The 12,509-nt window shown below is 52.3% G+C and carries 11 protein-coding genes; all 11 read left to right on the top strand.

What is annotated here, in order from left to right:
* Window positions 1-43 precede the first annotated feature (43 nt).
* Entirely contained in the window at window positions 44-1,162 is a 1,119-nt protein-coding gene (locus EAO38_RS00770) for a pyridoxal-phosphate-dependent aminotransferase family protein (protein ID WP_235852447.1), read from the top strand.
* 8 nt (window positions 1,163-1,170) lie between these two features.
* Window positions 1,171-1,638, top strand: a complete 468-nt coding sequence (locus tag EAO38_RS00765; RefSeq protein WP_121020343.1) for a phosphoribosyltransferase — start codon at window positions 1,171-1,173, stop codon at window positions 1,636-1,638.
* Complete coding sequence (gene rimO, locus EAO38_RS00760) at window positions 1,628-2,929, top strand: 30S ribosomal protein S12 methylthiotransferase RimO (RefSeq protein ID WP_121020342.1); 1,302 nt, start codon at window positions 1,628-1,630, stop codon at window positions 2,927-2,929. The genes EAO38_RS00765 and rimO overlap by 11 nt, the downstream gene beginning before the upstream one ends.
* Before the next feature lie 35 nt (window positions 2,930-2,964).
* On the top strand, window positions 2,965-3,471 hold the full coding sequence (purE, locus tag EAO38_RS00755) for a 5-(carboxyamino)imidazole ribonucleotide mutase (protein ID WP_121020341.1): 507 nt from the start codon (window positions 2,965-2,967) through the stop codon (window positions 3,469-3,471).
* Window positions 3,464-4,177 (top strand): phosphoribosylaminoimidazolesuccinocarboxamide synthase, encoded by a 714-nt coding sequence (gene purC, locus EAO38_RS00750; RefSeq protein ID WP_121020340.1) that lies wholly within the window; start codon window positions 3,464-3,466, stop codon window positions 4,175-4,177. Before purE ends, purC begins: the two co-directional genes overlap by 8 nt.
* A gap of 8 nt (window positions 4,178-4,185) precedes the next feature.
* Window positions 4,186-5,586 (top strand): amidophosphoribosyltransferase, encoded by a 1,401-nt coding sequence (purF, locus tag EAO38_RS00745; RefSeq protein ID WP_121020339.1) that lies wholly within the window; start codon window positions 4,186-4,188, stop codon window positions 5,584-5,586.
* A 9-nt stretch (window positions 5,587-5,595) separates the two neighbouring features.
* Window positions 5,596-6,612 (top strand): phosphoribosylformylglycinamidine cyclo-ligase, encoded by a 1,017-nt coding sequence (purM, locus tag EAO38_RS00740; protein WP_121020338.1) that lies wholly within the window; start codon window positions 5,596-5,598, stop codon window positions 6,610-6,612.
* Window positions 6,606-7,313 (top strand): IMP cyclohydrolase, encoded by a 708-nt coding sequence (locus tag EAO38_RS00735; RefSeq protein WP_121020337.1) that lies wholly within the window; start codon window positions 6,606-6,608, stop codon window positions 7,311-7,313. The genes purM and EAO38_RS00735 overlap by 7 nt, the downstream gene beginning before the upstream one ends.
* Window positions 7,313-8,473 carry a phosphoribosylaminoimidazolecarboxamide formyltransferase gene (locus EAO38_RS00730; protein ID WP_121020336.1) on the top strand — a complete coding sequence of 387 codons (1,161 nt, stop codon included), beginning with the start codon at window positions 7,313-7,315 and terminating at the stop codon, window positions 8,471-8,473. The genes EAO38_RS00735 and EAO38_RS00730 overlap by 1 nt, the downstream gene beginning before the upstream one ends.
* Before the next feature lie 8 nt (window positions 8,474-8,481).
* Complete coding sequence (purD, locus tag EAO38_RS00725; protein ID WP_121020335.1) at window positions 8,482-9,711, top strand: phosphoribosylamine--glycine ligase; 1,230 nt, start codon at window positions 8,482-8,484, stop codon at window positions 9,709-9,711.
* Window positions 9,708-12,509, top strand: a 2,802-nt coding sequence (locus tag EAO38_RS00720) for an AIR synthase-related protein (protein WP_121020334.1), incomplete at its 3' end; no start/stop codon positions are given. The genes purD and EAO38_RS00720, both read left to right, overlap by 4 nt.

Here is a 12,509-nt window from a genome sequence, read left to right as displayed (position 1 = left end):
CTTTTGTAGTATAATTTGGTTTATTTTGACACGAGAGGACATTTTGCAACCCCTACTATTCACCCCCGGCCCTACCCCCATTGCGCCCCAAATTGCGCGTACTCTAAGCCAGCCCGCCCCACACCACCGCACTCAGGAATTTGAACAAGCCTTTGGGCAAGTGCGCGCGCAACTCAAAGAGATGATGGGCATGCAAGAGGTGGTTAGTTTGGTGAGCAGCGGGACGGGCGCGATGGAGGCGAGTTTATGTACCTTTGTGAGCGCCCATAGCCATGAACCCAAGCTCTTAGTGCTCAATAATGGCAAATTTGGAGAACGCTTTGTTAAAATCGCTCAGGCGCACCACATCAACTACCTAGAGATCAAAAGCCCTTGGGACACCCCCATTAGCGCCCAAGAGGTGTTGGCTTTCGTGCAAGCGCACCCCAGTTTAGAGGCGATCGCCTTGCAGGTGTGCGAATCTTCTGGGGGTTTGCGTTTGGATTTTGAGGAGATTAGCGCGGCTCTCAAGGGGCATGATCCTAATTTTCTAGTGATTGTGGATGCGATCACCGCCTTAGGCGTAGAACCCTTAGAAGTCTCCCATGTAGATGTGTTGATTGGGGGGAGTCAAAAGGCGTTTATGTTGCCGGTGGGTTTGAGCTTTATGGGTCTGAGCGCGCATGCTCTTTGCCAACTGCGCCCCCATGGGTATTATTTCAACCTAGCCTTAGAATTGCAAAAACAGCAACACAACACCACCGCTTTTACCGCAGGCATTTCGCATGTGATGGCGTTGCAAACTTACTTTACATGCGTTGCTGAATTGGGGGGCTTTAAAGCCCTCTTTGCCAACACCGCCCAGCGCGCGCTAGCTAGCGCGCACGCGCTCAAAGCGTTAGGCTTGTCAATTTACCCCAAGAATCCGGCATTGAGCATGAGCACGATTTACCATGAACGCGCCCTAGAGATCAGAAAGCGCTTGAAAACCTATGGCGTGGTGGTGGCAGGGGGGCAGGATCATCTCAAAGACTTGCTCTTGCGCATTAACCATATGGGGATCATTGCCGTACACGAGATCGCATGGGTGCTCAACGCCCTAGAACAGAGTTTGGTGGATTTGGGCTTGCGGGCGCGTTTTGAGGGCGAAGCAATGCGCGCCTTTATGCAGCATTACTACTAGGGAGGATCATGACTCAGTATTATGGCTATAGCGATTTTAAGCAAGATGTGTTAGCCCTAGCCAAACAAGTAGAAGAGCAATTCAAGCCCCAAGCCATTATCGCGATTTTAAGAGGGGGCATGACTTTGGCGCACTTTCTAGGGCTGTATTGGGATATTAAGGCGGTCTATGGGATCAACGCGAGTTCTTATAGCGCAGAGCGCACACAGGGCGCACTAGAGATCGCGCATGTACCCTGCTTGAAACCCCAGCACCAACAGGTGCTCATTGTAGATGAGATTGTGGACAGCGGGAAGAGTTTTAAGGGCGTGATGGAGGTCTTGCAAGCACAATACCCGCAGGTGTGCTTTAAAAGCGCGGTGCTCTTTGCTCAAAGAAGCGCGCGTTTTCAAGCCGATTTCGTGCTCAAAGAAGCGCGCTCTTGGATTGATTTTTTTTGGGAAGTGGATTTACAAGGAGGTTCTCTTGCGCCCTAAACTCTATTTGATCTCTTTGGGCTGTTCTAAAAATTTGGTGGATAGTGAGGTGATGTTGGGCAAACTAGCCCATTATGAGCTCACCCAAGAGATTAGCCAAGCCGATGTGATCATCGTGAACACCTGTGGGTTTATCACTTCTGCCAAACAGGAGAGCATACAGGTTTTGTTAGAAGCCATTAGCGCGCGCAAAGAGGGCGCGTTGGTGGTGGCTAGTGGGTGTTTGACTCAACGCTATCAAGAAGAGTTGCAAGCGCAATTGCCCGAAATAGACATTTTTACAGGCGTGGGGGATTATGATCGCATCGATCAACTCATCAAAGCCAAGCAGAGCGCGTTTTCTTCTAGCGTGTTTTTGGCAGGGGCGCAAAATGCGCGCGTCATCACGGGCTCTAAGGTGCATGCCTATGTCAAGCTCTCAGAGGGGTGTAACCAACAATGCAGTTTTTGTGCGATCCCTAGCTTCAAGGGAGCTTTGCAAAGCAAGCAAATTGCCCAGATTTTGAAAGAAGTAGAAGATCTTGCCAAACAGGGCTTTAGCGATATTAGCTTTATCGCCCAGGATTCGAGCTCTTATCTGCGCGATCAGGGGGTTAAAGACGGGCTCATTTCTCTCATTAAAGCCATTGATGCCCAGCAAGCCATAGAGAGCGCGCGCATCTTCTATCTCTATCCTAGCACCACCACCCTAGCCCTCATAGACACCATCGCACATTCGCGCATTTTTGCCAATTACTTTGACATGCCCATCCAGCATATCTCCAATGCCATGCTCAAAACCATGCGCCGCAACTCCAATACCCAAGCCCATCTAAAACTCTTGACCCACATGAAAAGTATCCCGGAGAGCTTTTTGCGCACCACGCTATTGCTAGGGCATCCAGGTGAGAGCGAAGAGGACATGGCGATCTTGCAAGAGTTTTTAGAAAGCTTTAGCTTTGATCGCATCAATCTCTTTGCCTTTAGCCCAGAAGAGAACACGCGCGCCTATCACATGCCCTCTTTGCCTGATAGGGTGGTCAACCAACGCCTAGACACCATCAACGCCTGCGTGCAAAAGCAGGTCCAAGCGTCCATGCAAAAACTCTTGCACCAACCCATTGAAGTCATTGTAGAGGGCTTGAGTGAGGATGGGCTCTTTTTGCGCGCGCGCGATAGGCGATGGGGTTTAGAAATTGATGGGGAGATTCTCATCAATGAGAGCGCGCTAGACAAGGTACAACACGGACATTACCGCGCCATCTGCCACACTTATCAAGAGGGGATGTTGGTAGGAAGACTCATCGCATGAGCGCGCGGCGACACACACCAGTTTAAAGGTCTTTGATGAAAAAAATTGCCCTGCTAATGGGAAGCTCTAGCGATTTAGAGGTGCTTAGACCCGGGATTGCGATCTTGCAGGATTTTCAAGCGCCCTTTGAAGTCCATGTACTCTCAGCGCACCGCACCCCCCACGCCCTCCATGAATTTGTCTTGCAAGCGTCCCATGGCGATTTTGGGGTGTTCATCGCGGCTGCAGGCAAAGCCGCGCATTTGGCCGGGGTGATCGCCTCTTTGAGTATTTTACCCGTGATCGCCCTGCCCATTCTCACAAAGGATTTGGGCGGGTTGGATTCTCTGCTCTCCAGCGTACAGATGCCAAGCGGGGTACCGGTTGCCTGCGTGGGGATCAACGCCGCACAAAACGCCGTTTTGCTTGCCCTAGAGATTTTAGCCCTGCATGAGGGCGTACTCGCCAAGAAATTACAACAAATGCGCCGCGACAATGAGGCTAAAATCCTCCAAGACGATCGCGCCCTTTCATCTCAATTTTATAAGGAATCCCATGCTTGAGAGTCCATGCCATTTGCTCTATGAGGGTAAGGCCAAGAAAATCTATGCCACCTCCAATCCCCAGCACTACATCGTGGATTATAAGGACGCAGCAAGCGCCTTCAATGGCCTCAAAAAAGCTACTATAGAGGGCAAGGGCGCGTTGAATAACCGCATTAGCAACTACTTGATGCAATATCTCCAAACACAGGGCATTAGCACGCATTTTCTCCAAGAGCTCAGCCCCACCCAAACCCGGGTCAAAAAGCTCACCATGTTCGCCCTAGAAGTGATTGTGCGCAATCTTGCGGCCGGCTCCATTGCCAAACGCTTGGGTTTGCAAGAGGGGTTACCCTTTGAAACCCCGGTATTAGAGTTTTGCTATAAAAACGATGCGTTGGGCGATCCTCTGATCAATGACGATCACGCCCTAGCTCTGAAGCTAGCCAGCCATGCAGAGCTGCAGACCCTGCGCGCCCTTGCTTTGCAGATCAACGATCTCTTAGGGGCTTATTTCAAATCTAAGGGGGTGATTTTGGTGGATTTCAAACTAGAATTTGGCAAGGATGCCCAGGGGCAAATTGTGCTAGGCGATGAGGTTTCTCCGGACACCTGTCGGTTTTGGGACGCCACAACGCGCCAAAAATTGGACAAGGATCGCTTTAGAGAGGATTTAGGAGGGCTGTGTCAAGCCTATGAGACGATCTTGCAAAAAGTTTCTCACTAGGTCCTAGCATGCAAGAAATTCGAGAAGAATGCGGGGTATTTGGGGCCTTTGCGCCCCAAACTTCTCACCTCGCCCCGCTGGCTTACAGCGCGCTATGCGCCCTACAACACAGAGGTCAAGAGGGCTGTGGGATCGCCCTCTCTTGTGGGGGGCATTTCACCTACCACAAAAATACGGGCTTGGTGAACGAGGTTTTTGACGCGTCCACTCTAGCCTTGCTGGGCAAGGGGGAGGTTTGTATCGGGCATGTGCGTTACTGCACCACTGGGGAGAACAACCGCATCAACACCCAACCCATGCTCATCAACCACATTAAAGAATCCCTAGCCATTGCCCACAATGGTAATTTGGTGAACGCGCTGCCCTTGCGCCGTGAATTAGAATTGCAGGGCTGTATTTTTCACACTTCTAGCGATACGGAGGTGATCCTCTATCTCATCGCCAAACACCGCCTTGAGAGTGCAACCCTAGAAGAAGCCATACAGGCGTGCATGCCCTCTTTGCAGGGAGCCTATTGCTTGGTGGTGATGGCCCCTAATAAGCTTGTCGCCGTGCGCGATCCCTTTGGGTTTCGCCCCCTATGCTATGGCAAAACCGCTCAAGGGATTGACATTGTCGCTTCAGAGAGTTGCGCGCTGGACGCGCTAGGGGCTAGCTTCACGCGCGACATTGCCCCGGGCGAGATACTCGTTTTTAGCCCACAGGGGATTAAGTCCATGCGAGTCCCTAGCGCGGCGCGCAAAATCTGCTCTTTTGAATACATCTATTTTGCCCGCGCGGATTCTATGTTAGAGGGCAAGAGTGTACACCTAGCGCGTTTGAGAGCGGGGGCCTATCTTGCCAAGATGCACCCCGCAGACGCTGATGTCGTGGTGGGAGTGCCCGATTCAGGGATCGATGCGGCTTTGGGGTATTCTAAAGAATCTGGGATCCCCTACGCAGTGGGTTTTATCAAAAATCGCTATATCACACGCACCTTTATCGCCCCAGAACAAGAACGCATTGAGAAATTGCGCCTAAAACTCAATGTGGTGATTCCCAATATTCGGGGTAAACGCATTGTGCTCATTGACGACTCCATTGTGCGGGGCAACACCACGCGGCGCATTGTCAAGCTCTTGCGCGCTGTGGGGGTTAAAGAAATCCATATGCGCGTCTCTTCACCCCCCTTTATTAACCCCTGCTATTATGGCACGGATGTGGATTCTCAAGAGCACCTCATCGCCCACCAGCACAATTTAGCCCAAATCACCAAACTTCTAGACTTGGATTCTCTGGCCTATTTGCCCCTAGAGGGCATCGCCTTTATGCTAGAGGGGCATCAATTTTGCGCGGCCTGCTTTGGGGGGGGCTATCCCACCCCCACCCCCACAGAACCCACGACTTTAAAAGCCCCCACCCACATCTAAAGGAAAGCCATGCACACCTCTTATAAAAGCGCCGGTGTAGATGTCCAAGCCGGTTATCAATCCACAGAGCGCATTAAAAAACACATCGCGCGCACGAAGATCCAACCCCTCAACCAAATTGGCGGATTTGGGGGGCTTTTTGCGCTGGACACCCAGGGCATGGCGCGTCCTGTTCTGGTGAGTGGGGCCGATGGCGTGGGTACAAAACTCAAATTTGCCTTTTTGCTCGATCAACATGAGAGCATTGGAATAGATTGCGTGGCGATGTGCGTGAACGACATTGTGTGCGTGGGGGCTAAACCCCTGTTCTTTTTAGACTACATCGCCCTAGATAAAAACCAACCTAGCAAGGTGGAGAGCATTGTAAAGGGCATCGCGCAAGGCTGTATCCTAGCCCACTGCGAACTCTTAGGGGGAGAGACGGCTGAAATGCCCGGATTCTATGCTAAGGACGAATACGATCTAGCCGGCTTTTGCGTGGGAGTGGTAGAGGAGTCTAAAATGCTCAATATACAGAATGTGCGCGCGGGCGATGTGTTGATCGGGCTGGCTTCTAGCGGGCTGCACTCCAATGGGTTTTCTCTAGTGCGCAAAATCTTAAGCGATCGACGCATTGACCCACTCACCTACACCCTTGAGGGGCAAAACCTCGCCCAAATACTCCTCACGCCCACAAAAATTTATGTCCAACCCCTTTTGCAACTCTTAAAGCACATCCCCCTTAAATCCATCGCCCACATCACTGGGGGAGGGTTTTTTGAGAATATCCCGCGCGCCTTGCCCCAGGGGCTAGGGGCCAAAATTGCGCGCTCTAGCTTCCCCACCCCCCCTATTTTTGATTTTCTATGTACCCAAGCGTCTTTAGAGCCCCAAGAGGCCTTTGGTGTGTTTAACATGGGCATTGGCATGGTCTGTGTGCTATCCCCCAGCCATGCCCAAGAAGCGATCGCGCTCTTGCATGCCAAGGGAGAAAAAGCCTACCTATTAGGCACAGTCCAAGAGGGCGCGGGGGTACATTTATGCTAATTGCTCATGTATTAGGCGCGCAACGCTACTTAGGGCGTGGGATCTTAATAGGCACAGCCCCAAAGGGCATTCATCTCTTCTTAGCTTATTTCTTAATGGGACGCAGCGCGCAGAGTCAAAACCGCCGCTTAACTCAAGAGGGCAAGAATATCCAAATCGCCTTGATAGACCCCCATAATGCCGGGGACACCTCTTTGATTTTCTATCCCCCCATCATCCACCAACACCCCTATATCATTATCAGCAATGGCAGCCAAACCCAAGTGATCTCTAAAGCTTTGAGCGCAGGGCAGAGTTTTTACCAAGCCCTGCACACCCAAAGTTTTGAACCAGATATGCCCCATTTCACCCCTAGAATCAGCGCGCTAATCCAACCCAAAGATTCGCATTTTAGCTACCAGATGAGTTTGATCAAAGCCCTTAAGGGCGCAGACACTCTAGCATGCGGGCGTTTTTTCTACGATTATGAAAGTCTACCCGGTAGAGGGCATTTGTTGCACACCTATGCCCATGACGCCACCCCCCTGCCCTCTTTTTGTGGCGAACCCAAAGAGATCGCCATCCCACCCACCTTAGAAGAATTTGGCACCCAGATTTGGGAGCATTTAGACCCCGCCTACAAAATCGCGCTCTGCGTGCAATCCTTGCATGCATACACCCATGAAGTCCAAACCCTCATTTTCAACGCTAAGGACATCTAATGCCCTCTATCCCCCTTAAATACGGCACCAACCCCCACCAAGCCCACGCCAAACTCAGCGCCGATCCCCTGCCCTTGAAATTGCTCAATGGCACGCCTAGCTATATCAATTTCTTAGACGCGCTGAATGCCTACCAATTGGTCAAGGAGCTCCAAGAGATCAGCAACCAACCCTGTGCCGCCTCTTTTAAACACGCCAGCCCCATTTCTAGCGCGTGGGCCCAGCCCCTAGAAGAAGCGCGTATCCAAGCCTATTTTTTGCACAATATCCCCCAACTCAACGCCTCCCCCATCGCCACGGCCTACGCGCGCGCCAGAGGGGCGGATCGCCTGAGCGCTTTTGGGGATTTTGTGGCTTTGAGTACCCCCTGCGATCTCACCTGCGCGCGCATGCTCGCTCAAGAGGTTTCAGATGGGATCATCGCCCCAGGCTTTGCCAAAGACGCGCTAGCCCTGCTCCAACAAAAAAAGAAGGGGCAATATCTCATCTTGCAAATCGATCCACACTACACCCCCCCACCCCTAGAGACGCGCGAAGTCTTTGGGATCATGTTGCAACAAGAACGCAACCACGCGCCCATCACCCCCGCGCTCTTAGATCGCATCGTGACACGCCATCAAGACCTCCCCCCCCATGCTAAACAAGACTTGTTGCTCTCTTTGATCACCCTCAAATACACCCAGTCTAACTCCATTTGTTTGGCCTATCAGGGGCAGGCCATCGGGGTGGGGGCCGGGCAACAATCGCGCATCCACTGCACCAAAATCGCCGCGGACAAAGCCGATTTATGGCATTTGCGCTTGCATCCTAAAGTCCTAGCCCTCCCCTTTAAAGAGAATTTGAGCCGCCCCACTAAGGACAATCTCATCTACGCTTATTTGACCCACGGGCTCACACAGCAAGATTTAACCCATTTGCACCACCCCATTGAACCCCTGAGCCCACAAGAGCGCACAGATTACTTAAAAGACATCAAGGGCGTGAGTTTGGGGAGCGATGCCTTTTTCCCTTTTAGCGATAGCCTTGTGCGCGCGGCCCAAAGCGGGGTGAGCTATGTCGCCCAAAGCGGGGGGAGCAAACAGGATACAAGCGTGATTGAAGCCTGCGATGCGATGGGGTTGGTCATGGCCTTCACCTCTTTGCGTCTATTTCACCATTAGGAGATTGCATGAAAATAGCCATTATCGGCGCGGGGGGGCGTGAACACGCCATTTTGAAAAAAATTGCCTCCCCTGAGCACCAACTCTTTGCCATTCCGGGCAACGCGGGCATGGACGCGCACTGTGTCAATCTCCATGTGAGCGACACAAAGGGCATTGTTGCCTTCGCCCGGCAAACACAATTAGACTTTATCATTGTCGCTCCAGACAATCCCTTAGTAGCCGGTTTAGTAGATGTGCTAGAAGACGCCGGGTTTGCATGCTTTGGGCCTAGAAAAAGCGGGGCGCAGCTAGAGGGGAGCAAGATTTTTGCCAAAGAGTTTATGCAACGCCACCATATCCCCACCGCGCCTCATCGCGCCTTTGAGGATTTGCAAGAGGCCAGCGCGTTCTTAGCCAAAAGCCATTTTCCCGTAGTGATCAAGGCAGATGGACTAGCCTTTGGCAAGGGGGTACGCGTGATCTCTGGGCTAGAAGAGGGGTTAGCCTATCTCAAGGCTTTAATGGTGGATCACCTCTTTGGGGAGAGCGGGTGTCGGGTGCTCATAGAAGAATGCTTAGAGGGCAAAGAGGCCTCTGTCTTGGCCTTTTGCGATGGCTTGACTCTCAAACCTATGCTCTCGGCTATGGACTATAAAAGAGCGCTAGAGGGCAATCAAGGGCTCAACACCGGGGGGATGGGCTGCATCGCGCCCAATCCCTATTTCACCCCCCAAATCGCCAAAGAGTGTCAAGAAAAGATTTTTGAACCCACTCTTAGGGGTATCCAAGCAGAAAAGCTAGATTTTAGAGGCTGTTTGTACTTTGGACTCATGCTCACAGCCCAGGGGGTCAAAGTGATAGAGTATAATTGCCGCTTTGGCGACCCAGAAGCCCAGACCTTGCTCCCCCTGCTCCAAAGCGATTTATTAGCGATCATGCAAGCATGCGCTAGGCAAGAACTTGCCAAACAAGAAGTGCGCTTTGCTCCCTTGCATGCCTGCTGTGTGGTGCTTGCCTCTGAGGGTTACCCTCAAGATTTTGAAATCGGGCATGTTTTAAGTTATCCTAAAGAATTGGATATTTGCTTTGCAGGGGTCAAGCACAGCGCACAGGGGTTGTGCAATGCGGGCGGGCGCGTCCTCTCTATTACCAGCAGTGCCCCTACTTTGCAGCAGGCGCGCGCGTTGAGCTACACGCGTATTGCCCAAATTTCTCTAAAAAATGGCTACTACCGCCACGATATTGGGCAATTATGATTATCTATGTGCAAAAGAAAGCGGGTTTTGATGTTTTAGCCCAAAATTTATGCGCCCAGTTGCGCGCGCACTTGGCCCTCCCACAATTAGAGCGCGTGGCGATCATCAACGCCTATTTGGTGGAGAATATCACCCCTGAGGATTTGGCGCGCGCGCGCGACATTGTCTTTAGCCAACCCCAAGTGGACGATCTCTTAGAAGATCTGGATCTTAGCGATTGTGGCGCGCACTTTGCGATCCAAACTCTCAAGGGGCAGTTTTGCCCAAGAAGCCATGCGGCCATGATCTGTTTGCAAATGCTCAACCCCCAAGTGCCCACTCCCCTAGTAGAACATGCCAGCATTTATAAACTCTATGGGTGCTTGAATTCTGCAGATGTCCAACGCGTGCGCGACTACCTCATCAACCCTCTAGAAAATCACCAAGTCGCCCTGCCCCTAGCCCGTGCGCGCGCGCTCACCCCCACACCCCCCCCCCAAGACATCTTTGATCTCAAGGCGATCCCCAATAAAGAGGCCTTTATCGCCCAACACCATCTAGCCCTCTGTCGCGCGGATTTGGATCACATCGCTGCTACCCTCCCCAAGCCCAATTTCTTAGAACTCAAAATCTTAGACACCTTTTGGTCAGATCACTGCCGCCACACGACTTTTCATACAGAGCTAGAGATCAGCGCAGAATACCCCCTAGCCCAAGAGATTTTAGCGCGCTACATGGCCACCCGCCAAGAACTCCAGCATGACAAGCCCATTAGTTTGATGGATCTCTCCACCCTCATGGCCAAATCGCTCAAAGCCAAGAATCGCGCGCGCGCGTGGGTGGTGGGGGCGGAGAACAACGCCTGCACTCTGGCTATCCAATGCAACACCCCCCAGGGCCCAAAACCCTACTATCTCTTTTTCAAAAACGAAACCCACAACCACCCCACAGAGATCGAACCCTATGGAGGGGCTTCTACCTGTATCGGGGGGGCGATTCGCGACCCGCTCTCTGCGCGCGGATTTGTTTATGCGGGGATACGCATTTCTGGGTGCGCTAACCCTCTTGAGCCCATTTCTGACACCCTAGCAGGCAAGCTCCCCCAACGCAAAATAGCCCTAGGGGCTTCAGAGGGCTTTAGCGCTTATGGCAATCAAATTGGGATCGCCACTGGGCTTGTAGCAGAGCTCTACCACCCAGGCTACAAGGCAAAACACCTAGAACTAGGGGCGGTGGTGGGCTGTGCCCCCCAAGATCATGTGCGCTATGCAGAGGCACAAGAAGGCGATGTGATCGTGCTAGTAGGTGGGCGTACAGGGCGCGATGGGCTGGGGGGAGCAAGCGGATCTTCACAAGCCCACCACGCCCAGTCTTTAGAGATTTGCGGGGCACAGGTACAAAAAGGAGATGCCCCTCAAGAGCGCAAACTCCAACGACTCATACGCCACCCAAAATTTTGCCAACTCATCAAACGCTGTAATGATTTTGGCGCGGGGGGGGTGAGTGTGGCCATCCCTGAGCTAGCCCCTAATGGGGTGCGTATCCACTTGCATGCCATGCCCACTAAGTACACGGGTTTAAGCCCCTTTGATTTGGCCTTGAGCGAATCACAAGAGCGCATGGCCATGTTGATAGAGGCCAAGGATTTAGCCACCTTTCAAGCCTATTGTGAGAGTGAGGGGGTACTTAGTACCCCCATTGCCCAAATCACCTCCTCGCAGCACTTAGAAATGTATTTTGATGATCGTCTTATGGCGCGCATTCCGATGTCTTTATTGCACAGCCATGGAGCGCGCCGTTTTGCCAAAGCGCATATCCCCACCCCCCCCACCCCCCCCAAACCCCATTATAATTTTATACAGGATTTAAAGCGTTTAGCCACAGATTTAAACCACGGGTCCCAACGGGGTTTGGTAGAAAAATTTGACTCCACTATTGGGAGTAACACGATCTTTATGCCCCTTGGAGGGCGTTATCAAGCCACGCCCATTCAGGCCATGGCGCACACCATCCCCTTTGAAGAGACCTCTACTTGTTCGCTCGTGGCCTTTGGATTTGACCCCTTCACATGCGCACAAGACCCTATCAAAGGGGGGTATATGGCGGTGGTGGAGAGCGTGTGCAAACTCATCGCGTGCGGGGCTGAGTTTGCAGACATCTACTTGAGTTTTCAAGAGTATTTTCAATCCTTGGGTACACAGGCGCATAAATGGGGTCAGGTGGCCGGGGTGTTGTTGGGGGCATTTTTGGCCCAGCAGAGGCTGCAGATCGCCTGCATTGGGGGCAAAGATTCGATGAGTGGGAGTTTTGAAGATTTGAGCGTCCCGCCTAGTTTTATCTGCTTTGCCTTTTGCGCCCAAGAGAGCACCCATCTTATTAGCCCAGAGTTCAAAGCCCCTGGGCACCATCTCTATCTCATCAGCCCGCCATTGGACGCGCACGGATTGCCCTGCGATTTAGAAGCCATTTTTCACACCTTGCATGCGCACATCGTGCAGGGCGTTGTCCTATCTGCTTACGCCCTCAACGCGCAAGGGGTGGCCCACGCGCTTTGGAAAATGGCCTTGGGCAATCGCATTGGGGTTGTGTTAGAGCCCACCTTGAGTTTAGAAACCCTCTTTGGGCCCCACTATGGGGGTTTTGTGGTGGAGAGCACGCAAGAATTGTCATGGGGGCTCAAACTAGGATACACCAGCCAACAACCCTATCTCCAATACCAAACCCAGCAAATTAGCCTCGCAGATCTAGATGCCCTAGAGCCCCTCTGCGCGCTCTACCCCACCCATGCCCCAAGCCCCCCTAAAACCCCTCTCCCCCCT

The sequence above is a fragment of the Helicobacter vulpis genome, from assembly GCF_003660395.1.
In the GTDB taxonomy this organism is placed as follows: domain Bacteria; phylum Campylobacterota; class Campylobacteria; order Campylobacterales; family Helicobacteraceae; genus Helicobacter; species Helicobacter vulpis.
This window is presented reverse-complemented; position numbering and strand designations above follow the sequence as displayed.